Source organism: Variovorax sp. GW821-FHT09A10, from assembly GCF_059418385.1.
Genome location: NZ_JBWKPT010000002.1, coordinates 596,396 through 615,957 on the forward strand (window position 1 = coordinate 596,396; position 19,562 = coordinate 615,957).

21 protein-coding genes are annotated in these 19,562 nt (G+C 68.6%); 4 read left to right on the forward strand and 17 right to left on the reverse strand.

Annotated elements, in window-relative coordinates:
- Positions 1–2: 2 nt before the first annotated feature.
- From AC07Q9_RS09570 to AC07Q9_RS09585, 4 genes are read right to left on the reverse strand one after another with little or no spacing between them, the layout of a single operon-like run.
- Positions 3–974 (reverse strand): Bug family tripartite tricarboxylate transporter substrate binding protein, encoded by a 972-nt coding sequence (locus AC07Q9_RS09570; RefSeq protein WP_495308993.1) that lies wholly within the window; start codon positions 972–974, stop codon positions 3–5.
- A 28-nt stretch (positions 975–1,002) separates the two neighbouring features.
- A complete protein-coding gene (locus tag AC07Q9_RS09575; protein WP_495308995.1) occupies positions 1,003–1,776 on the reverse strand; it encodes an SDR family NAD(P)-dependent oxidoreductase in 774 nt (257 codons plus the stop codon).
- 14 nt (positions 1,777–1,790) lie between these two features.
- Positions 1,791–2,927, reverse strand: a complete 1,137-nt coding sequence (locus tag AC07Q9_RS09580; protein WP_495308997.1) for a thiolase family protein — start codon at positions 2,925–2,927, stop codon at positions 1,791–1,793.
- A complete protein-coding gene (locus AC07Q9_RS09585) occupies positions 2,924–3,301 on the reverse strand; it encodes a Zn-ribbon domain-containing OB-fold protein (protein ID WP_495308999.1) in 378 nt (125 codons plus the stop codon). Before AC07Q9_RS09585 ends, AC07Q9_RS09580 begins: the two co-directional genes overlap by 4 nt.
- Before the next feature lie 104 nt (positions 3,302–3,405).
- Between AC07Q9_RS09585 and gcvA the strand changes: the two genes are divergently transcribed.
- On the forward strand, positions 3,406–4,302 hold the full coding sequence (gcvA, locus tag AC07Q9_RS09590; RefSeq protein WP_495309001.1) for a transcriptional regulator GcvA: 897 nt from the start codon (positions 3,406–3,408) through the stop codon (positions 4,300–4,302).
- 3 nt (positions 4,303–4,305) lie between these two features.
- On the opposite strand, the gene AC07Q9_RS09595 is transcribed toward gcvA, so the two are convergent.
- A complete protein-coding gene (locus AC07Q9_RS09595; protein ID WP_495309003.1) occupies positions 4,306–5,541 on the reverse strand; it encodes an iron-containing alcohol dehydrogenase in 1,236 nt (411 codons plus the stop codon).
- A 327-nt stretch (positions 5,542–5,868) separates the two neighbouring features.
- Here AC07Q9_RS09595 and AC07Q9_RS09600 point away from each other — a divergent pair, with 327 nt between their 5' ends.
- Complete coding sequence (locus AC07Q9_RS09600; protein WP_495309006.1) at positions 5,869–6,825, forward strand: quinone oxidoreductase family protein; 957 nt, start codon at positions 5,869–5,871, stop codon at positions 6,823–6,825.
- A 151-nt stretch (positions 6,826–6,976) separates the two neighbouring features.
- Here the strand turns inward: AC07Q9_RS09600 and AC07Q9_RS09605 are convergent, their stop codons facing one another.
- The 3 genes from AC07Q9_RS09605 to AC07Q9_RS09615 all read right to left on the reverse strand — a co-directional run bounded on the left by AC07Q9_RS09605 (position 6,977) and on the right by AC07Q9_RS09615 (position 8,668).
- Entirely contained in the window at positions 6,977–7,105 is a 129-nt protein-coding gene (locus AC07Q9_RS09605) for a hypothetical protein (protein WP_307636462.1), read from the reverse strand.
- 200 nt (positions 7,106–7,305) lie between these two features.
- Positions 7,306–7,740, reverse strand: coding sequence for a DoxX family protein (locus AC07Q9_RS09610; protein ID WP_495309008.1), 435 nt, complete (start codon positions 7,738–7,740; stop codon positions 7,306–7,308).
- Positions 7,741–7,810: 70 nt separating this feature from the next.
- On the reverse strand, positions 7,811–8,668 hold the full coding sequence (locus tag AC07Q9_RS09615; RefSeq protein WP_495309010.1) for a pirin family protein: 858 nt from the start codon (positions 8,666–8,668) through the stop codon (positions 7,811–7,813).
- A 100-nt stretch (positions 8,669–8,768) separates the two neighbouring features.
- Here AC07Q9_RS09615 and AC07Q9_RS09620 point away from each other — a divergent pair, with 100 nt between their 5' ends.
- Positions 8,769–9,677, forward strand: a complete 909-nt coding sequence (locus tag AC07Q9_RS09620; protein WP_307636464.1) for a LysR family transcriptional regulator — start codon at positions 8,769–8,771, stop codon at positions 9,675–9,677.
- Positions 9,678–9,692: 15 nt separating this feature from the next.
- Here the strand turns inward: AC07Q9_RS09620 and AC07Q9_RS09625 are convergent, their stop codons facing one another.
- From AC07Q9_RS09625 to wrbA, 4 genes are read right to left on the reverse strand one after another with little or no spacing between them, the layout of a single operon-like run.
- Positions 9,693–10,352, reverse strand: coding sequence for a hypothetical protein (locus AC07Q9_RS09625; protein ID WP_495309012.1), 660 nt, complete (start codon positions 10,350–10,352; stop codon positions 9,693–9,695).
- Positions 10,353–10,375: 23 nt separating this feature from the next.
- A complete protein-coding gene (locus AC07Q9_RS09630) occupies positions 10,376–11,146 on the reverse strand; it encodes an SDR family NAD(P)-dependent oxidoreductase (protein ID WP_495309014.1) in 771 nt (256 codons plus the stop codon).
- Positions 11,143–11,607, reverse strand: a complete 465-nt coding sequence (locus tag AC07Q9_RS09635; RefSeq protein ID WP_495309016.1) for an ester cyclase — start codon at positions 11,605–11,607, stop codon at positions 11,143–11,145. The genes AC07Q9_RS09630 and AC07Q9_RS09635 overlap by 4 nt, the downstream gene beginning before the upstream one ends.
- 26 nt (positions 11,608–11,633) lie before the next feature.
- The gene (gene wrbA / locus AC07Q9_RS09640) at positions 11,634–12,233 is read right to left on the reverse strand and encodes an NAD(P)H:quinone oxidoreductase (RefSeq protein ID WP_495309018.1); all 600 of its coding nucleotides are present in this window, start codon (positions 12,231–12,233) and stop codon (positions 11,634–11,636) included.
- Between the two features lie 277 nt (positions 12,234–12,510).
- Here wrbA and AC07Q9_RS09645 point away from each other — a divergent pair, with 277 nt between their 5' ends.
- Complete coding sequence (locus tag AC07Q9_RS09645) at positions 12,511–13,575, forward strand: asparaginase (RefSeq protein ID WP_495299964.1); 1,065 nt, start codon at positions 12,511–12,513, stop codon at positions 13,573–13,575.
- A gap of 10 nt (positions 13,576–13,585) precedes the next feature.
- Here AC07Q9_RS09645 and AC07Q9_RS09650 read toward each other — a convergent pair whose 3' ends face one another.
- From AC07Q9_RS09650 to AC07Q9_RS09670, 5 genes are read right to left on the reverse strand one after another with little or no spacing between them, the layout of a single operon-like run.
- The gene (locus AC07Q9_RS09650; protein WP_495309020.1) at positions 13,586–15,202 is read right to left on the reverse strand and encodes a phospholipase D family protein; all 1,617 of its coding nucleotides are present in this window, start codon (positions 15,200–15,202) and stop codon (positions 13,586–13,588) included.
- Between the two features lie 11 nt (positions 15,203–15,213).
- Complete coding sequence (locus AC07Q9_RS09655; RefSeq protein ID WP_495309022.1) at positions 15,214–17,442, reverse strand: molybdopterin cofactor-binding domain-containing protein; 2,229 nt, start codon at positions 17,440–17,442, stop codon at positions 15,214–15,216.
- 18 nt (positions 17,443–17,460) lie between these two features.
- Positions 17,461–18,444 carry an FAD binding domain-containing protein gene (locus tag AC07Q9_RS09660; protein ID WP_495309023.1) on the reverse strand — a complete coding sequence of 328 codons (984 nt, stop codon included), beginning with the start codon at positions 18,442–18,444 and terminating at the stop codon, positions 17,461–17,463.
- Entirely contained in the window at positions 18,441–19,085 is a 645-nt protein-coding gene (gene paoA / locus AC07Q9_RS09665; RefSeq protein WP_495309025.1) for an aldehyde dehydrogenase iron-sulfur subunit PaoA, read from the reverse strand. Before paoA ends, AC07Q9_RS09660 begins: the two co-directional genes overlap by 4 nt.
- Before the next feature lie 25 nt (positions 19,086–19,110).
- Entirely contained in the window at positions 19,111–19,458 is a 348-nt protein-coding gene (locus AC07Q9_RS09670; RefSeq protein WP_495309028.1) for a DUF4148 domain-containing protein, read from the reverse strand.
- Between the last annotated feature and the right edge of the window lie 104 nt (positions 19,459–19,562).

Here is a 19,562-nt window from a genome sequence, read left to right on the forward strand (position 1 = left end):
GGTCAGCCGCCGCGAAGGTTGTTCGCGCGGATCACCTTCGTCCACTTGGCGGTGTCCTCCCTGAGTGCCTTCTCCGCCTCGGCGGGCGACAGCAGCATCGGCTCGAAGCCGCTCTTGAGCAGGGACTCGGTCAGCGCCGGGGTGCGCAGTGTCTTGTCCACGGCATCGCGCAGCTGCGCGATGACTGCTTGCGGCGTGCCGGTCGGCACGGTCACATGCCACCAGTAACCGGCATTGAAGCCCGGCACCCCGCTCTCGCTGATGGTGGGAATCTCGGGCGCCAGGGCGGAGCGCTGCGCGGTCGCGACGCCGAGGATCTTCAGCTTGCCCTGGCGTGCGAACGGCAAGGCCGAAGGCAGGCCCAGCATGGCGAGCGGCACGTGACCACCGACCAGATCGGTCAGCGCCTGCGAGGTGCCCTTGTACGGCACATGCACCAGCGGAAGGCCCGCCATCTCGCCCAGATAGATGCCTGCCAGATGGTGCGGCGAGGCAGTCCCGGGCGAGGCATAGGCCAGCGGTTGCGCCCCCTTTGCGCGCCCGGCGGCGAGCAGTTCCTGCAGGGTCTTGGCAGGAATGCTCGGGCCGGCAGCCAGCACGATCGGCACCGTCGCCAGCGTGGCCACGAACGTCAGGTCGGCCGAGGGATTGAACGCCAGCCTGTCGTACAGAAGGGGCAGCAGCGGGTCGCTGGTGCCGCCGACGCCGACGGTGTAGCCATCGGGGCGGGACCGCGCCAGTTCGCCCAGGCCGATGGTGGTGCCGGCGCCGGCCTTGTTGTCCACCACGAAAGGCTGCCCCATGAGCGTGGCGACACGCTCGAACACAGCGCGGGCCACGGTGTCGGTGCCACCACCGGGCGGATACGGCACGATCAGGCGCACGGGTTTCGACGGGTAGTTGTCTGCCCGCACGGACGCTGCCGGTGCCAGCAGCGCGGCGGCGGCTGCCAACGTGAACTCTCTTCTTTTCATGTTGTCTCCTTTCCTTGTGAGGCCGGTGTCAGACCGATGCGCTGCTCAGGCTACGCCCGCCGCACACGTACAGCACCTGCCCCGTCACATAGCTGGACGCCGGCGAAGCGAAGAAGCGCACCGCGTTGGCGACATCTTCGGCCTGGCCGATGCGCTGCATGGGAACGGTACGCTTCAGGTCTTCCTGAGCCTGGGCCGCGAGCGTGCCGAACAGCGGGGTTTCCACAATGCCTGGCGCAATGGCATTGGCCGTGACGCCGCTGCGCGCGAACTCCAGCGCCAGGCTGCGGGTCAGGCTGACGACACCGCCCTTGGACGCCGAGTAGCTGGCTTGGCCGCGGTTGCCCAGCCAGGCGCGCGAAGACAGGTTGATGATTCGGCCGAACTTCTGCGCGACCATCGTCGGAAGCACCGCCTTGCAGCAGATGAATTGCGAGGTCAGGTTGGTCTCGATGACACGCTGCCAGAAGTCGAGCTCCATCTTCGTGACGAGCTTGTCGCCGCCGATGCCCGCGTTGTTGACGAGCACGTCGATGCGCCCGTTGCGCTCCAGGAGCTCGGAGGTGGCGGCCTGGACGTCCTCTGGCGACGTCACGCTCACGCGACGCGCGGACACCTCAGCGCCCTCTGCCCTGAGCTCTTCGGTCGCGGCATGGAGTGCGTCTGCGTCAATGTCCCACAGCGCAATGCGGCATCCGGCCTCGGCCAGGCTTCGGGCGATACCGAGGCCGATGCCCCGGGCGCCGCCCGTCACGATGGCGGTCAGGCCGGTCAGCTCGTTGGGGATGGTGTGGTCTGTCATCACGGGCTCCTTCTTCACGCAGCGAGGATGTGAATGGAACACGCGGCATGGTCCACACCCCAGATGCCGCCCCCTGTCACCTGGCTCAGCCCGAGGCGGGCGCCCTGCACCTGCCGCTTGTCGGCGCGCTGCTGCAGCTGCTCGCACAGTTCGACGATCTGCGCGACACCCGTGGCGCCAGGCGGATGCCCCTTGGCCAGCAAACCGCCGCTCGCGTTCACGGGAATGCGCCCGCCGAGCGCCGTGGCGCCGCTGGCCAGCAATCCCGGCCCTTCCCCAGGCTCACACAGGCCGAGTGCCTCGTAGTACAGCAGCTCGGAAATGGTGAAGGCATCGTGCAGCTCAATCAGGCTGAGATCGCCAGCGCCGACACCGGCCTGCTCGTACGCCAGCCGCGCCGCGCGCCGCGTGATTTCCGCCTCGGTCATGTCCACCTGGTGGATCTCGAACAGGCCCGACTGCACCACCGAGGCCAGCACGCGCACCGGCTTGGCCGTGCCCCGGGAAGGACGTGTGCTGAGCACCAGTGCGGCAGCGCCGTCCACCACACCCGGGCAGCACTGCAGCAGCGTCAACGGATCGGCCACCATGCGCGAAGCCAACACCTCTTCGCGCGTCACGGGGCGACAGAAGGTCGCGATGGGATTGAGCATGCCGTGGCGCCGATTCTTCACCGCCACATCCGCCAACACCTCGGCCGGCACGCCGCGCTCGTGCATGTAGCGCTTCGCGCGCATCGCGTAGAGCGCGGGCATGATCATTCCGCGCCGGTTGTTCCAGTCGCGTTCGTTCATGGGCAGCGCGCCGCCGCCGAGTCCGCTCAGGTGGTCCATGCCGAAGACCAGCACCGTCTCGTACTGTCCGGCACGAAGCGCCTGCAGCGCCAGGTGAAACGCGGTGGCCCCGCTCGAGCAGGCGTTGTCGATGTTGTAGACGGCTTCGCCGCCGGTACCCAGCTCGCGCAGCGCGCGCTGGCCGGGCAGGTGGCCGCCGAGGGCGTTGCCGCAATAGAAGGCCTGCACATCGCGCATGCCCACACCCGCATCCTTCAGCGCGGACAGGATGGCTGCCTGTGCGAGCGCCTCTTCGTTGAGATGGGGGAAGCGGCCGAAGTCGGAAATGCCGACGCCGGTGATCAACGGCTCGTTCATGCTGCGGCTCCCTTCAGCGGTGCAAAGGCATAGTCCGGCGTGCCATCCGGGAGCGCGAACGCAACCGCATGCACCACGTCACCGATGGCGGGCTCGCTGCCCTCCGGCCAGGCCAGACGGCCAAACACCCGCAGGCCGTTGTCGAAGTCGACCATGCCCAGCGCGTACGCGGCCGCCTTGGCGGGGTGAACCGTGGTGAAGGTGTACAGACGCCCGCTGGCGCCCATGGAGACCGGCTCCGCGGCCTCTCCGGCCTGGAGAAACTCGGGTGGTGGGAAGCGCAACTCGCCGGTGTCGCGGTAGCGCGCCCCCAGCAGCGTCATGCCGTCCGCATCATTGCGGAAGTGCGGTTCAGGGTACTTGGTGATTTCCATGTCTTGCCTCGTCGTTTTAGATTGGCTAGATTTCAGTTTATGTAGCTGACCATCCTCAAACAAGGCAGTTTTTTCCTCCTCACCTTTTAGAAGTACTAAATCAAATGAACCGTAGCCGCCTGCCCCTTCTCGGCCTGCGAGCCTTTGAAGCCACCGCGCGCCATCAAAGCGTCTCGAATGCGGCAGCGGAGTTGTGCGTTACGCCCGGCGCGGTGAGTCAGCAAGTCAAACTGCTCGAGGAAGTCGTGGGCGTTCCGCTGTTGCGGCGCAAGGGCCGCTCGGTCGAACTGACGGACGCGGGCCAGGTGCTGCGGCCCGCGCTCACGCAGGCATTTCAGACGATCGAACTGACGCTGAACGCCATCGCACGCGGACCGCGTCACGACACGCTCAAGCTGTGCCTGCTGCCTACGCTCGCAGAGAAGTGGCTGGTGCCCCGCCTGTCCCGTTTCCACGGGGCACATCCCGAGCTGGACATCCAGCTCATGACGAGCTTTCGCGAAATCCGCTTTGAAGCCGAGGACGTGGACATGGCCTCCTTCATGGGAACCGATGTACCTCCAGGCCTTGACGGTCTGAGGTTGTTCGACGACGCCTTCCAACCCGTCTGCAGCCCCGCGTTCCTGCGTGATACATGCCCGCTCGCGACACCCGCCGACCTGTCGAAGGCGACGCTCCTGCATTCCGTGCGTCGCATGGACGACTGGCAACGCTGGCTCGACCACGCCGGGTTGACGAAGCTCAAGCCCAAGCGCCGCTTGTCGTTCGAGAACTCCTCGCTGGCGATCCAGGGGGCTGTCGATGGGCTGGGTGTCGCCGTCGTCCAGCGCGCCTACGCTGTGGAGTTGCTCAAGGTCGGCACACTCGTCGCCCCCTTCGACCTGGTCGCGCGCAGCGACAACGGCTACTACCTCGTGTGGTCCACGGCGCGCGCGGCAACACCGGCCTTCGGATCCTTTCTTCAATGGATCCGGCAGGAGGTGCGAAACAGCACCACCTGAGCGCTAGAGAGCAATCGTCCTGGTGATGGCGGCGAGCATCGCCTCGCGATGGCGATCCAGCAGCCGGTCGTGATTGGCGTTGAAGTTGCGCAGTGCGAGCGCGAGTAGCCGGGGCGCATCGGCGGCGGGGATTCCACAATCGTGCAAGTCAGTCCGCCACCCTCGCGCCTGAAAGTTGCGTGCCACTTGCGCCGCGACCTGCGCGGCCGCCTCGGTGCCATTGCCGCTCGATGGCAGTTCCATACCCAATGCCTCGCCCATCGCGTGCGCCACCTCGGGCACTGCCGCGCCCAGTTCACGGATCATGGCCGGTGCAAAGGCCGCATAGCCGCGCGATTGCGTCACCCCTTCGTAGTGGTTGAAGACGCCGACGGCGGATGCGTAGGCCGCGCGCGCCAGCAGCTGGCATGACCAGGGCCGCCCGCCATCTTCCTCGTCGCGGTTTTGCAGCAACGCAGCGGCGCACAGGTCGATCCGGGCAGCCGCATCGTCCGCTTCGCCCAGCTTCGGATAAGCGTGTCGTGCCAGCTCCCACGCGTGACGTCGACTGGCCTGGACCAGCGGGTTGGCTGTGCGCAAGGCCCCCATGCACATCAAGGCCCACCAGTAGACCTCGAAGCTCGTGGAGCGCGCGAGCGCCGCCGGCGCAGTGGCCAGCGCCCTCGTGTCCCAGAACACCGCGCGTGGTCGGGTCTTCGGATCGAAAAATTCCAGGTGATGCGCCGATCCACGATAGCGCGCTGCCGAACCGCCACGGTTCTGCGCCGAGGTTGGCGAGGTCAGCACATTGAAGATGGGCATCTTCGGCGCAGCCAAGCGCTGGCTCACCGGCGGCTCGTCATCGCGATGCACCGTTGCCATTTCCAGCAGGGACCGGTTCTCCCCGAGCAACATGGCAACGATGCGCACGCCCTTGATCACGCTGCCTGCACCGACAGCAATGAGCGCGTCGGCCTGCACCTCGCGCGCCTTCGCAGCAGCCTCCTCGAGGCACTCCGCAGGCGCGCCTTCGGAGATGCCCGAGAAGATGCCGACGATGCGGCCACCCGCCAAGGTCTCGATCACTTGCGTGAGCCCGGTGCGCTCACGGACGCTGCGCCCGCACAGGATCAGCGCACGGGAGGCGCCGGCGCGCTGGAGTTCCCGGGGAAGTTCGATCAGCGCATCCGTCCCCGAGTGAATTCTCAGCGGATAGGTTCGGGCGTGAAAGTCATGAATGGCCGGTTCGTCAAAAGACATGTCGAAGCTTTGGGCGGTGGAGGATGTCGCCCAAGGTTAGAGACGGTCATGCCGGTCCACAATGCATATTCCATCGCTTGATCATTGAGTTCGCCTAAGGATTGCCGTCCAGTCCGCCGTGCAGTTTCTGCATGTGCGGCTCTCCTGAACGTCGGGCGAATGGCGCGCCCCGCGTTGGCGATCCATCTTTCATCTCGATAGAACCTATCTAGAAAAACAGGCTGTTCCGATGGATGGAGCGCCCCTACTCTTCGGACACGCAGATCGCCGACGTGGGCGCCCTGCTGACAACCATCCCAACCCCCTACGTCCAGAAGAGAGCCCATCATGAGCACAGTCATCCGTTTCCACGCCTACGGCGGCCCCGAAGTCCTGCAGGTGGAAGACCGCAGCGTCGGCGCGCCGGGTCCCGGCCAGGTGCGCCTGCGCCACGACGCCATCGGCGTCAATTTCATCGACACGATCTTTCGCCAGGGCATCTACCCGGTGGCCTTGCCGTCGGTGCCGGGCGTCGAGGGTGCCGGCGTGGTCGAAGCTGTCGGTCCCGGCGTCGAGACGTTCGCCGCGGGCGATCGCGTGGCCTATTTCCTGGCGCCGGGCAGCTATGCGGCCGACCGGCTGATCGACGCCGAGGCGCTGGTGAAGCTGCCCGACGACATCACGACCGAACAGGCGGCCACCGTGCTGACCAAGGGCCTGACGGCATGGACCGCACTGAACGGCTTCCACCGCCTGCAAGCAGCCGGCGAGACGATCCTGGTGCAGGGCGCGTCCAGCAGCGTCGGCTTGCTGCTCGCACGATGGGCCAAGGCCCGGGGCGCCACGGTCATCGGCACCGCGGGTGCTGGCAAGCGCGATGCCCTGCGCGCTGACGTGCACCACGCGCTGGTTTCCAGCGACGCCGACCTCGCGGCGCAGATCCGCGCGATCGCACCGCAGGGTGTCGACGTCGTCTACGAGTTCGTCGGAAAAGCCACTTTCGCGACCTCGCAAGCGAGCGTTCGCGACGGCGGGACGATCGTCAACATCGGCGCAGCCTCCGGTGCGCCCGAGATCGACGCGCCCTCGCTCGGGGCCCGGGGTGTGAAGGTGCTCGGCGGCCCGATGGCGCAGCATCTGCAAGGCGATGCGCGCGCCCAGGCGACTCGCGCGGTGTTCGATGCGCTGCGTGCCGGCGTCTTCGGCCAGATCGAGGTCACGCGCTATCCGCTGTCGGCCGCGGCCACTGCGCACGCGGACATCGCAGCCCGCAGTCGCTCGGGGTCGGCCATCCTGGTGCCGTGACCCGACGCGCCTTCGGCGCTTCCATATGAAAGAAAAGCCCGCCAGCAGCACTGGCGGGCTTTTTTTTCGTCCTTGAAGTCGGCGAACGCGAAGGGCGGAAGCATCGACCGCCCTCCTCCACCCGACGCCCCAACGCCGATACCGCGAGGTCCTAGCGGAACAGCAGGCCGATGCCGAAAACGATCCCGGCCGTCGCAAATGCCGTCAGCAGGCAAGGAAGAATGAAGAGCGCAACGCCGAGGTCTTCGTGGTGCTTGTCGATGAAATTCCAGAGCTTCATGTCGATCTCCTGGTGGGTGATTCAAGTGACAGATTAGGGAGATTTCGCCTCCCGCAGAAGCCTGAATTTCTCGATCCGAGCCATCGATTCGAACGATGGATGGCGGCCGGCTTCCAATGCAATCTGCCAGGGGTCGCCTCCCCCGTACCCACGAAAAAAGCCCGCCCCATCGCTGGGGCGGGCCTTGTGTTCACGTCAGCTCAGCGGGTGACCAGCGAATGACGCAGCGCCTGCTTGCGGTTGTCGATGCTGAAGGCACCGGCGCCGAAGGCCACGACCTGGACCAGGCCACCGGCCATCGCGAGATTCTTCAGGAAGTGGAACAGCTGGTTCTGGTCGCCCAGCGCGTGGTGAAAGATGAGCGCGGAGGCAATCGAGAACACGGCGAGCCCGAGCGCGACGACTCGGGTGCGGTAGCCCGCCAGCAGCAACAGGCCGCCGCCCAGTTCGATCGCAATGGCCGCCAGGTAGCCCAGCAGCGGCGCGGGCAGGCCCACCGATGCGATGTAGCCCTGGGTGGCCTCGGGCGCTGCGATCTTGCCCAGGGCGCTGACGATGAAGATCGCCGCCAGGAGGATGCGTCCGACGAAAGGCAGGACGGTGGTTTGGGTGGTGGAAGTGGTGGTCGTGGTCATGATGAATTTCCTAAGTAAGTCAGTGGATTGAAAGCACAGGGGTTGAAGAAACTGAAAACCGAACGGCGAGTCAACGGATGCGTCCGTCCGCACGAAGCTGCCGCCCGAGCCGGGCGATTTCCGCCTCGCCTTGTTGCAGCGCCTCGGGCGAGGTGTGGACGGAGTAGTAGCCCAGCACGAGGTCGTGCGGGTGCTTCACGGCCGACCCGACGATGAAGTCGGTGTCGCCTTCGGCAGTGAAATCGATGGCGCTGTTCGATTCGTCGAACACCGCGAGCTCGCCTTGCAGCCGGTCGCCGGCCACGCGCAGCTCGCCGCGGTGCACGTGGGTCCAGGCCACGTCGTGCCCCGCGGGCGGCTGGTAGCGCCAGCGTTCGCCCGCAGCCAGCCGCACATGCAGCAGGTTCATGCCTTCCGGCGCGGCCACGCGGCTGTGCGCGCCCTCGTGGCGACCCAGCACGATGCGGGCGGGGCCGGCCTGCGGCACGGCCTCGGCGGGCAGGTACTGGCTGTGCGCCATGCGGTTTTCCAGGCTGCGCGGCAACGCGACCCACACCTGGTAGCCCTGGAAGCGCTCGAAGCCGCTCGGGCTCGCGTCGTGCCACACGCCGTTGCCGGCCCGCATCCATTCGACGCTGCCCGCGGACAGGGTGCCCGATGCGCCGGTGGTGTCTTCGTAGCGCAGGTCGCCCGAGAGCAGCACGGTGATCGTCGCAATGCCCGAGTGCGGATGCATCGGGAACAGCGCGTTGCCCGTGGGCTTGAAATCGAAGTAGTCGAGAAAGACGAACGGCTTGATCAGCTCGCCGATGTCCGACGGACTGACGACGCGCGTGACCGGTCCGTGCGCCCGGCCCCGGGTGCGGGCCACGATGCGGCGCGTCTGGACAGACAGGACTGGCGGGGATTCGCTGAGGGCGTGCTCCATGAAATTTCCTTCAGGTGATGAGATGGCCTGAAGGTTAGGAGCTGGACATCCCCCTGAGAAGCCTATATCTTTCGATGCAACCCATCCAAAGGAACGATAGATGCTCGACGGCTTATCCATGGACCAGCTGCGCACCTTCATTGCCGCGGCGGACGAAGGCAGCTTCTCGGCGGCGGGCCGCAAGCTGCGGCGGGCGCAGTCGGTGGTCAGCCAGACGCTGGCCAACCTCGAGGCGCAGATCGACGTGCAGCTGTTCGACCGCTCAGCGCGCTACCCGCAACTCACCGAGCAAGGCACCGCCCTCCTCGCGGAGGCCCGCGTGGTCGTGAGCAGCATGAACGGCTTCAAGGCCAAGGCACGCACCATGGCCGAAGGGCTGGAGCCCGAGCTGTCGGTCGCGGTGGACGTGATGTACCCGATGGAGTCGCTGACGGTGGCCGTCGGCCTGTTCCGCGCGGCTTTTCCGCACACGCCGCTTCGCCTCTACGTGGAAGCGCTGGGCGCCGTCATCCAGCCCGTGCTGCAGGGCACGTGCCGCCTGGGCATCATCGGGTCCATGCCCGTCGTGCCCGATGCCGTGGAGGCCGAGAAGCTGCTCGACGTGCCCATGGTCACGGTGACGGGCAGCGCGCATCCGCTGGCGCGCCGCAAGGGGCTGATTCGGATGCGCGAGCTGGAAGAGCACGTGCAGCTGGTCCTCACGGACCGCACGAGCCTGTCGGACGGCAAGAGCTACGGCGTCTTCTCACCCTCGACCTGGCGCCTGGCGGACCTGGGCGCCAAGCACGCTTTCCTGCGTGCGGGGTTCGGCTGGGGGCACATGCCGCAGGCCATGGTGCGGCACGATCTGGACACGGGTGCGTTGGTGCAGATCCAGATCGAGAACTTCCAGCCGCGCACACCGCCGATCGCGATGTTCGCGGCCTACCGCAAGGATGCGCCGCCGGGGCCGGCCGGGCGCTGGTTCCTCGAGCAGCTCAAGCAGGCCGATGCGCCCGCCCGCGCGTGATGAAGCCAGGCGGCGCTACGCCAGCGTCGCCCGCGCAAGAAACGGCGCCAGCTGCGCGCGTGCCATCTCCGGCGTCACGACATCCGCGGGCGCGAGCTTCTCGTAGCTGTAGCTCTGCGGATCGTCGTAGATGCGCTCCGAGATCAGCTTGGGCTGCGCGTCGCGCGTGTACGTGAAGATCTGGAACAGGTGGTGGTTCATGAGGTACCAGGCCTGCGGGTCGGCATCGACCGGGTGGTCCTTCAAACAGGCGCCGGGCACCACGTGCGTCCAGACGGCCTCGGTGGTCACGCCGTAGTCTTCCACGCCCATGTTCATCGTCCGGGCACCCATGACGTTCTGCCGGGTCTCGAAGGTCTGCCGGTAGAAGCCCTCCACCGCCGCCCTGCCCGACAAGACGTGCACCGTCCCCCGGTCGCCCACGCGGTACTCGGGTTCGTCGACCGTGAGCTCGGGCACGATGATCCGGTCCCAGTAGCCGGCCACCTCCAGCAGCAGATGCCGCAGGTAGTTCTTCAGGATGGCCCGGTGCAGCGGCTTCTCGGTCGCCTGCAGAAAGGCCTCGACCTGGCGCGGCCACTCGGTGACGTCGAACTTCGGCGGCACGCGCATCAGCGTCAGTGCGTCCGCGGTGTCCAGGCGCTGGTTCTTCGGGTTCACGGGCTCGGCGTACATGGTGTCTCTCCTGTCTCGGCGGTTCAGATCACGGACAGCAAGCCGCCGTCCACGAGCAGCGCGATGCCGCTCACGTAGCTGGCCATGTCCGAGCCGAGCCACGCCACCGCGTCCGCGATCTCGGACGGCTTGCCGAGCCGGCGCAGCGGCGTGCGCTGCCGAAAGCCTTCGGACGCGGCGGCGATGCCCGGGTTCGTGCGCACCAGGTGGGTGTCGATGACGCCGGGCGCGACCGCGTTGACGCGGATGCCGTCGGGCCCCAGCGCATCCGCCAGGGCCTTGGCCATGAGGACCACGCCGCCCTTGCTGGTGGAATAGGCCACGGTCATGCCGGCGCCGGCGATCCCGCCCATGCTGGCCATCAGCACGATGCTGCCGGCCTTGCCGTTCACCTTCATCTGGCGTGCAGCCGCCTGGGCACTGAACAGCACGCCGTCGAGGTTGACGCTCATCAGGCGCCGGTAGTCATCTTCGGCCACGTCGGGGCCGTCCGAGCGCAGCGTGATGCCGGCGTTGGCGACCATCACGTCGACACCGCCGAATTCCGCCGCCGCCTCGACCAGCGCATCGACCTGCGCGCGCTGGCTCACGTCCGTGCGGTGAAAGCGCACGGACGCGCCCAGCGCCTCGATCTCCGAGGTCGTGGTGCGGCCGCCTTCGTTCGACGTTTCGGTGATGTCCGAGACGATCACCGCCCTGGCGCCGTGCTGCGCGGCGCCGATGGCGATCGCGCGGCCGATGCCGCTGGCGGCGCCGGTGACGACGACGACCTTGTCCTTGAGGATGTCGGTCATTGCCGTGCTCCCGGGCCGGCGCTTGGGGCGGCCGGCGGCCAGGCGCCGAGCTGCTGCAGCAGCGAAAAGAGATTCGCCACGCCCCAGTGCTCCGTGATCTGGCCGTCCTGCACGCGCATCGCGTCGACGGTCTCGAAGTGGATCTTGCGGCCCGTGGGGGCGATGCCGAACACCTCGCCCTGGTGCGTGCCGTGGTAGGTCTTGAAGGTCGTCACCACGTCGCCGTCCACGCGCTGCCAATGGATGTCGGCATGGAAGTCGGGGAACGCGGCGCGCAGCGTCTTGTACAGGCCCAGGGCGCCCGCCTTGTCCGGCGTGCAGTTGGGCTGCGGCGTGTGGTCGAGAAAGCTGTCGGCAAAGAGTTGGTCGAAGAGCGCGTAGTTGCCGCCGCCCTGGACCTCTTCGGTGTTGCGGCGCACGACGGCCTTGGCCGCTTCGCCTGCGGTGTTCTGCTGGTTCATGGTGGTTCTCCTTGGCGGTCCGGCGCTCAACCGAAGAGCTTGGCCGCAGTCTTGGCCACCAGCTCGCCCTGGTGACGGGCGCCGGCCAGGTCGATCTCGGTCGGCTGGCGCGATCCGTCGCCGCCGGCCACGGTCGTGGCGCCGTAGGGTGCGCCGCCGACGATCTCGTCCACGCTCATCTGGCCCTGGTGGCTGTACGGCAGGCCCACGATGGTCATGCCGAAGTGCAGCAGGTTGGTGATGATCGAGAACAGCGTGGTCTCCTGGCCGCCGTGCTGCGTGGCAGACGAGCTGAAGGCCGCCCCCACCTTGCCGTTGAGCGCGCCGCGCGCCCACAGGCCGCCGGCCTGGTCCAGGAACGCCGCCATCTGCGACGACATGCGGCCGAAGCGCGTGCCGGTGCCGACGATGATCGCGTCGTACTTTTCGAGGTCGGCCACGGCGGCAACCGGCGCCGACTGGTCGAGCTTGAAGTGCGCGCCCTTCGCGACCTCCAGCGGCACGGTCTCGGGCACGCGCTTGATGTCGACCTCGGCACCGGCACTGCGGGCGCCTTCGGCGATGGCCCGGGCCATCGTTTCGATGTGGCCGTAGGACGAGTAGTACAGGACAAGAACTTTGCTCATGGGTATCTCCTGGAAAGGAATCGCCGAACGCCGGCGGGCGAAGAACGAAGACTCAACTTCGATGACATGGCGCTAGCGTAGGAGCCAGGCATCTCTCGCGGAAGCCTGTTTGATTCGATGGAATCCATCGAGAAAACGGATGGTCTTCTTCACGTCCCGCCCGTCGCGGCGGGCTTGCTGGTACTGTTTCCCCTCGCCCGTCACCGCGCCGGCTCGATGGCCGGGCGGCCGGCGGGCGCAACGGCTCGCTCATCTTCACCACCACACAAGGACACCCATGAAGACACTGAAGAGGACACTGGCACTGGCGACGATCGGCCTGGCGGCGGTGGCCACCTCGGCACACGCGCAGGCGCAGACACGGCCCGTCGTGCAGTTCATTGCCACGGGCGGCACCATCGCCATGAAGATCGACCCTGTCACCAAGGGCGTGGTGCCCGCGATCTCGGGCGACGACCTGATGCAGACGGTGCCCGATGCCGGCAAGTACGCCACCATCGAGGTCAACAACTTCTCGGCCATGTCGTCCAACTACATCGAGGCGAAATGGTGGACGCGCCTGACCAAGGCCGTCGACGACGCGCTCGCGCGCCCCGAGGTGGCGGGCGTCGTCATCGCGCACGGCACCGACACCATGGAAGAAACGGCCTACTGGCTGGACCTGACCGTCAAGTCCGACAAGCCGGTGATCCTGATCGGCGCGCAGCGCAACGCCTCGTCGCCCGACTTCGACGGCCCGCGCAACCTGCTCAACGCCATCCGCATCGCCACCACGCCCGAAGCGCGCGGCAAGGGCGTGATGCTGGCGATGAACAACCAGATCAACGCGGCGCGCAACGTGACCAAGACGCACACCGCCAACGTCGAGACCTTCAATTCGGGCGACTTCGGCTTCCTGGGCGAGGTGTGGGACGACAAGGTCATCTTCACGCGCGCGCCGCTGCGCCGCCAGCACATCGACATCGGCAGCGCCGAGATGCCGCGCGTGGAAATCGTGGCCATGTTCGGCGGCGCCGACGGCTCGCTCATGCGCTACGCCGTCGACCAGGGCGCCAAGGGCATCGTGGTGCAGGCCGTGGGCATGGGCAACATGAACGTCTCGATGTTCGAGGCGCTCAAGTACGCGCTGTCCAAGGGCGTGCCGGTGGTCGTCTCCACGCGCGTGCACAACGGCCGCACGCGGCCGGTCTACGGTTTCGTGGGTGGCGGCAAGACCAGCGACGAAGCCGGCGCGGTGATGGCCGGCGACCTGAGCCCTCAGAAGGCGCGCCTGCTGTTGATGCTGCAGCTGCAGCGCGGTGTCACGAGCAAGGCAGACCTGCAGGCCGCGTTCGACCGGTAGACCGGGCCCGCTACAGCATCGACTCGGGGATCACCAGCGACTGCAGGTAGAGCCTGGCGCGGGTCGGCAGGTCCGCGCCGGGCTCGTCATCCGTCACCCTGACGGGCGGGTCGCTGTCGATGCGCCACCATTCCAGCGCATCGTCGCTGCCCGGCTTCAGGCGCACCTGGTACGCGGCGTGCAGCATCAGCTCGTTGAAGAAGGCGCTCGCCTCCTCCGCCAACGCGGGACAGTCGATGCGCAGGCCGAACTCGGTGTTCAGCGCATCGGAGCGCGGGTCCATGTTGACCGAGCCCAGGAACAGCGTCTTGCGGTCGATCACCAGCGCCTTGGTGTGCAGCCGCACCTGCGCGCCGGCGCCGATGCTGCCGACGAACAGCGCCCGGCCCGCGTTCGGATGGATCTCGTGGATGCGCATGCCGCCCTGCAGCAACTGCGCGCGGTAGCGGCGGTAGCCGGTGTGGACCACGGGCTCGTCCGTGGCGGCCAATGAATTGGTGATGAGCGTTTGCCGGATGCCACGCGCCGCGTTGCGGCGCATGCCCTCCAGCGCCGCCGGGCCTGGCACGAAGTACGGCGACGAGGTCGTGATCTCGGACTGCGCCTGCTGCGCCGCCTCGCCCAGCAGACGGCGGCTGGTGTCGATGAGCGCGCCGCTGGGCAGGCGCCGCGTCTCCATCTGGCCCCAGGCCTTGGCCGGTGCATCGGCAAAGGCCTGCGCCGTGCCGAACGCGAGCTTCACGCGGCCCGCCGCCAGCTCGTCGCCCAGGGTGACGCGGCCCGTGGGATCGACGGTGCGAAACGGCACCGGCTCGGGCGTGTCGGCGCCGTCCACGCGCGCATCGAAGGCACGGCGCAGGGCTTCGGCATCGGCCGAGGGGCGCAGCACCGAGCTTGCCGTGCGCACCTGCGGCGCATTCCAGTACTCGTCGAAGAGGCTTGCCATCTGCGGCAGCACCGCGCCTGCCACCAGCACGTCGTAGTCGAAGAAGTTGGCGTCGGCATCGCGCATGAAGTAGATGTCGCCCAGGTTGCGCCCGCCGGCCACGGCCAGCACGCCATCGGCCACGAACAGCTTGTTGTGCATGCGGCGGTTCAGGCGCGCGAAGTCGAACAGCGCCAGGCCGAAGCGCACGGCCGTGCCACCGCGCGTGGGAAAGGGGTTGAAGATGCGCACCTCCACGTTCGGGTACGCGCCCAGGCCGTCGAGCAGCGGCCCGATGTCTTGCGTGTAGAGGTCGTCCACCAGCAGCCGCACGCGCACGCCGCGCGCTGCCGCGTTGCGCAGCTCACGCAGCACCAGCCGGCCGGTCGCGTCGTCGTGCAGGTGGTAGTACTGCAGGTCGAGCGAGCGCTGCGCACCGCGCAGCAGCGCCAGGCGCGTGTCCATGCTGGCCAGGCCCAGCATCAGGCGAAAGCCGCTGGCGCCGGGTTCGGCCCCTTGCATCGATGCGGTGGCGATGCGGTCGAGCGGCGTCGCGGGGCCCTGCACGGGCAGCGAGGTGCTGGCGGTGCGCGGGCCTTCGTCGGGGAGCGTCGCGCAGCCGGCGAGCGACAGCGCGACGAAGGCGGCAGCGGCAAGAAGAAGCTGGCGAGTCAGTGCGGCGACAGAGGCGGTGGCAGGCATGGCGAAGCCATTCAAGCACGCATCGGCAGCCCCGTCAGCAGCTTGTCGAGCGTGATCGGGTAGTTCCGCACGCGCACGCCGGTGGCGTTGAAGATGGCGTTCGCCACCGCGGCGGCCGAGCCGCAGGTGCCCAGCTCGCCGATGCCCTTCGACTTGATCGGGCTCGCCAGATCGTCGCTGTCCTGCAGGTACACGGCGTCGATGTCGGGGATGTCGGCGTGCACCGGCACCAGGTACTCGGCCATGTCGTGGTTCACGAAGTAGCCGTGGCGCGCATCGACCACGGCCTCCTCGTGCAGCGCCGCGCCCACGCCGAACACCATGCCGCCGATGGCCTGGCTGCGTGCGGTCTTCATGTTGAGGATGCGGCCCGCCGCAAACACGCCGAGCATGCGGCGCACGCGCGTCTCGCCGGTGTCGATGTCCACGCCCACCTCGCAGAAGTGGGCGCCGAACGCGGCCTGCGCATAGCGGCGGTGCAGGTCGCCGGGCTCGACGTTGCCGAGCACGCTGAGGCCTTCCGCGCCCGCCAGCTCGCCGAGCGCGTGCGAGCGGCGCCCCAGGGCGATGCGGCCGCGCTCGAAGCGCGCCGTCTGCGCATCGAAGCCGGCACGCTGCGCCAGCAGGCGGCACAGCTGCTGGCAGCCGTCGAAGACCGAGGCGCCCGCGCTCGACGCGCCGATGGACGCGATCGAGCCTGCGCCCATGGGCAGCGCGGTGTCGCCCAGCCGCACGCCGATGCGGTCCATCGGGATGCCGGTCATCTCGGCCGCGATCTGCGCCAGCACGGTGTAGGTGCCGGTGCCGATGTCGGTCATCGAGGTCTCGATCAACAGCCGGCCCTGCGCGTCGAGGCTCAGCCTGGCGTTCGACGGGCGCACTGAGTGGTGGTGGATGGCGCTGGCCACGCCCATGCCGACCAGCCAGCGGCCGTCGCGCACCCTCCCCGGCTCGGGGCTTCTCCGGTCCCACCCGAAGCGCCGCGCGCCCTCGCGCAGGCACTCGATCAGCTTGCGCCCCGAGTACGGGCGCGACGGCCCGCGCTCCGGGTCGTGCGGGCTGTCGTTGAGGATGCGCAGCTGCACCGGGTCGATGCGCAGCTTTTCGGCCAGTTCGTCCAGTGCAACCTCGAAGGCCATCTGCCCGCTGGCGGTGGCCGGCGCGCGCATGGCGGCGGCCTCGGGCAGGTCGAGCGCGGCCACGCGGTGCGCCGTCATGCGGTTCGGGGCGGCGTACAGCAGGCGCGTCTGGCGCGAGGCGCCTTCGTAATAGCTGCGGCCCGGCAGGTTGCTGGTCCAGGTCTCATGGCCGATGGCCGTGAGCCGGCCGTCGGGCGTGGCGCCCAGGCGCACGCGCTGGATGGTCCCGGCGCGCCGCGTCGTGTGGTTGAGCAGCTGCTCGCGCGCCAGCGCTGTCTTCACCGGCCGGCGCAGCTCGCGCGCGGCGAAGGCCGAAAGCACCGCATCGGCATGCGTGCGCAGCTTGGAGCCGAAGCCCCCGCCGACGAAGGCCGAGACCACGCGCACCTGGGCCGCCGGCACGTCCAGCATGGCGGCCACGTCGCTGGCGGCCCAGTTGGGCATCTGGTGCGAGGTGTAGAGCGTGAGCCGGTCGCCATCCCAGCGCGCGGTGGTGGCCTGCGGCTCCAGCATCGCGGGGTGCTGGTCGGGCGTGGTGTACGTCTGGTCGATCGTGACGGGGGCAGCGCCATAAGCGCCCTGGAAGTCGCCCACCGCCGTGTCGGCCGCGCTCTCGCTGCCGGCGCTGGGGTCGTCGCCGGGCTTGGGGGCGCTCGCCTGCGCGGCCGCGAGGTCGAAGCGGCCCGCGCCGCGCTCGTAGTCGATGCGGATCAGGAACGAGGCCGCGCGGGCCTGCTCGAAGCTCTGCGCCACCACGAAGGCCACCGCCTGGCCGTGCTGCTGCACCTCGGGGCCCGACAGCTGCGACACCACATTGGCGCGCCCTTTCGGCGCCATGCGCGGCACGTTGGCGTAGGTGTAGACCAGCAGCACGCCTGGCGCGCGCTGCGCCTCGGCGGTGTCGATGCGCGTGATGCGCCCCTTGGCGATGCCCGCCAGCACGATCCAGCCATAGGCGGCATCGGGCACCTCGTTGCCGTACTCGTAGCTGTAGCGGGCACGGCCGCTGACCTTGAGCGGCCCGTCGATGCGGTCGAGCGGGCGGCCCAGCACGCGCTCGCGGTCCAGGGCGCTGGGCCCGGCGGCTTCGGTGAATTGCATGTCGTCGCCCTCCTGCGTTCAGGTGTCGATCGCCTGCGCCAGCGTGGCGTGCAGGGTACGCCGCAACAGCGGGATCTTGAAATCGTTGTGCCCATGGCCGCGCGCCCCGGCCAGCAGCAGGTCGGCCACGGCCTCGCGTGCCTGCGCGCCGCCGTCGGTGCCGACGAGCCGGCGCTCGGCCTCCTCGTTGCGCCAGGGCTTCGCGGCCAGTCCGCCGAAGGCCAGGCGCGCGGCAGTCACCGTGCGGCCCTCGCGCACCACCACGGCCGCGACGGAAACCAGCGCGAAGGCGTACGACGCACGGTCGCGCACCTTGCGGTAGAGCTGCGTGCCGCCCAGCGGCGGAGGCAAGGTCACGGCGGTGATGAGTTCGTCGGGCGCGAGCACCGTCTCGACCTCGGGCGTATCGCCCGGCAGGCGATGCAGCTCGGCGATGGGAATGCGCCGCGTGGCGCCGCTGGCAGACACCGTCTCCACCTGCGCGTCGAGCGCGCGCAGCGCCACCGCCATGTCCGACGAGTGCACCGCGATGCATTGCGTGCTGGCGCCGAAGATCGCGTGGATGCGGTTGAAGCCCTCCATGGCCGCGCAGCCGCTGCCCGGCGTGCGCTTGTTGCAGGGCTTGGTCGTGTCGTAGAAATAGAAGCAGCGCGTGCGCTGCAGCAGGTTGCCCGCGGTGGTGGCCTTGTTGCGCAGCTGCGCGCTGGCGCCCGACAGCAGCGCACGCGACAGCAGCGGATGGCCTTGCCGCACGCGCACGTCGGCCGCGAGGTCGCTGTTGCGTACCAGCGCGCCGATCTTCAGGCCGCCGCCCGGCAGCGCCTCGATGCGGTCCAGCCCGAGGCGGTTGACGTCGATCAGGTGCGGGGGCCGCTCGATGTCGAGCTTCATCAGGTCCAGCAGGTTCGTGCCGCCCGCGATGAAGCGCGCGCCCGGGTGCTGCTGCATCGCCAGCGCGGCGGCGGCCGGCGTGGCGGCGCGTTCGAAGGTGAAGGCTCTCATGTCGCGGCTCCCGCCACTTCGCGGATGGCCGCGACGATGTTCGGGTAGCCCGCGCAGCGGCAGATGTTGCCGCTCATGCGCTCGCGCACCTCCTCGTCGCTGAAGGCCAAGGGCGCCGCCAGGTCGCGCGTGACATGGCTGGGCATGCCGCCGCGCAGCTCGCCCAGCATGCCGACCGCCGAGCAGATCTGGCCCGGCGTGCAGTAGCCGCACTGGTAGCCGTCGTGCTTGACGAAAGCGGCCTGCATCGGGTGCAGCTTCTTCGGCTCGCCCAGGCCCTCGATGGTCGTCACCGCATCGCCCTCGTGCAGCACCGCGAGCGTGAGGCAGCTGTTGATGCGCCGCCCGTTGACCAGCACCGTGCAGGCGCCGCACTGGCCGTGGTCGCAGCCCTTCTTGGAGCCCGTGAGCTGCAGCTGCTCGCGCAGCAGGTCGAGCAGCGTGACCCGCGGGTCGATCGACAGCGCATGCGGCGTGCCGTTGATGCGCAAGCTGACCGCGGTCGTCGGCCCTGGCGCGGCAGCGGCTGGCGCCACCGGTTCGGCACTCGCCGCCAGCGGCAGCGCGACTGCTGCAACGCCGGCTGCGCCGGTCACCAGCACCGTGCGACGGGTGCAACCGTCTTCGGTTTCGGTTGTCATCGAGGGCTCGCTCGGCGTGTGAGCGTCAGGGCTGGCGGTCGACAGCAGCGCCTGCGGCCGTTCGCGTGTTCGGCATCGTGGAGACGATCGTGCTGTTGACGCGCGAACCGCTCACCACGTTCTGGTCGGGCGCATGCGCGATCGCCACCGCGACCTGGCGCATGGCCTCGCGCGAGACGCTCGAGGTGAAGGGATCGGGCCCGCGCGAGCCGCGCGTCACGTTCTGGTCGGGCGCATGGGCCGCGGCCACGGCCTGGGCCGCCACGTCGTCGCGCGAGAGCAGGCCGGCGCCCTGGTGCACGCCGTCGTAGGTTTCGGCAGAGGCCGCGCCGGCCAGGGTCAGGATGGCCAGGAGGCCGAGGGTCTTTCGCATGTGAACTCCTTGTTGGGGATGGGGATCGCGCCTTGCGGCACGGCCGCTGTCGCGACAGGAGTCACTGTAGGAAGGCCGCTTTATGCGACCTTTATGCGAGAGTT

What these genes read in the sequence shown, in the direction of transcription:
- AC07Q9_RS09600 (WP_495309006.1), top strand. Translation starts at nt 5,869, where the DNA reads ATGAGCACAGTCATCCGTTTCCACGCCTACGGCGGCCCCGAAGTCCTG.
- wrbA (WP_495309018.1), bottom strand. Translation starts at nt 12,233, where the DNA reads ATGAGCAAAGTTCTTGTCCTGTACTACTCGTCCTACGGCCACATCGAA.
- AC07Q9_RS09655 (WP_495309022.1), bottom strand. Translation starts at nt 17,442, where the DNA reads ATGCAATTCACCGAAGCCGCCGGGCCCAGCGCCCTGGACCGCGAGCGC.
- AC07Q9_RS09615 (WP_495309010.1), bottom strand. Translation starts at nt 8,668, where the DNA reads ATGGAGCACGCCCTCAGCGAATCCCCGCCAGTCCTGTCTGTCCAGACG.
- AC07Q9_RS09575 (WP_495308995.1), bottom strand. Translation starts at nt 1,776, where the DNA reads ATGACAGACCACACCATCCCCAACGAGCTGACCGGCCTGACCGCCATC.
- AC07Q9_RS09650 (WP_495309020.1), bottom strand. Translation starts at nt 15,202, where the DNA reads ATGCCTGCCACCGCCTCTGTCGCCGCACTGACTCGCCAGCTTCTTCTT.
- AC07Q9_RS09645 (WP_495299964.1), top strand. Translation starts at nt 12,511, where the DNA reads ATGAAGACACTGAAGAGGACACTGGCACTGGCGACGATCGGCCTGGCG.
- gcvA (WP_495309001.1), top strand. Translation starts at nt 3,406, where the DNA reads ATGAACCGTAGCCGCCTGCCCCTTCTCGGCCTGCGAGCCTTTGAAGCC.
- AC07Q9_RS09660 (WP_495309023.1), bottom strand. Translation starts at nt 18,444, where the DNA reads ATGAGAGCCTTCACCTTCGAACGCGCCGCCACGCCGGCCGCCGCCGCG.
- AC07Q9_RS09605 (WP_307636462.1), bottom strand. Translation starts at nt 7,105, where the DNA reads ATGAAGCTCTGGAATTTCATCGACAAGCACCACGAAGACCTCGGCGTT.
- AC07Q9_RS09635 (WP_495309016.1), bottom strand. Translation starts at nt 11,607, where the DNA reads ATGAACCAGCAGAACACCGCAGGCGAAGCGGCCAAGGCCGTCGTGCGC.
- AC07Q9_RS09620 (WP_307636464.1), top strand. Translation starts at nt 8,769, where the DNA reads ATGCTCGACGGCTTATCCATGGACCAGCTGCGCACCTTCATTGCCGCG.
- AC07Q9_RS09630 (WP_495309014.1), bottom strand. Translation starts at nt 11,146, where the DNA reads ATGACCGACATCCTCAAGGACAAGGTCGTCGTCGTCACCGGCGCCGCC.
- AC07Q9_RS09670 (WP_495309028.1), bottom strand. Translation starts at nt 19,458, where the DNA reads ATGCGAAAGACCCTCGGCCTCCTGGCCATCCTGACCCTGGCCGGCGCG.
- AC07Q9_RS09595 (WP_495309003.1), bottom strand. Translation starts at nt 5,541, where the DNA reads ATGTCTTTTGACGAACCGGCCATTCATGACTTTCACGCCCGAACCTAT.
- AC07Q9_RS09585 (WP_495308999.1), bottom strand. Translation starts at nt 3,301, where the DNA reads ATGGAAATCACCAAGTACCCTGAACCGCACTTCCGCAATGATGCGGAC.
- paoA (WP_495309025.1), bottom strand. Translation starts at nt 19,085, where the DNA reads ATGACAACCGAAACCGAAGACGGTTGCACCCGTCGCACGGTGCTGGTG.
- AC07Q9_RS09610 (WP_495309008.1), bottom strand. Translation starts at nt 7,740, where the DNA reads ATGACCACGACCACCACTTCCACCACCCAAACCACCGTCCTGCCTTTC.
- AC07Q9_RS09625 (WP_495309012.1), bottom strand. Translation starts at nt 10,352, where the DNA reads ATGTACGCCGAGCCCGTGAACCCGAAGAACCAGCGCCTGGACACCGCG.
- AC07Q9_RS09580 (WP_495308997.1), bottom strand. Translation starts at nt 2,927, where the DNA reads ATGAACGAGCCGTTGATCACCGGCGTCGGCATTTCCGACTTCGGCCGC.
- AC07Q9_RS09570 (WP_495308993.1), bottom strand. Translation starts at nt 974, where the DNA reads ATGAAAAGAAGAGAGTTCACGTTGGCAGCCGCCGCCGCGCTGCTGGCA.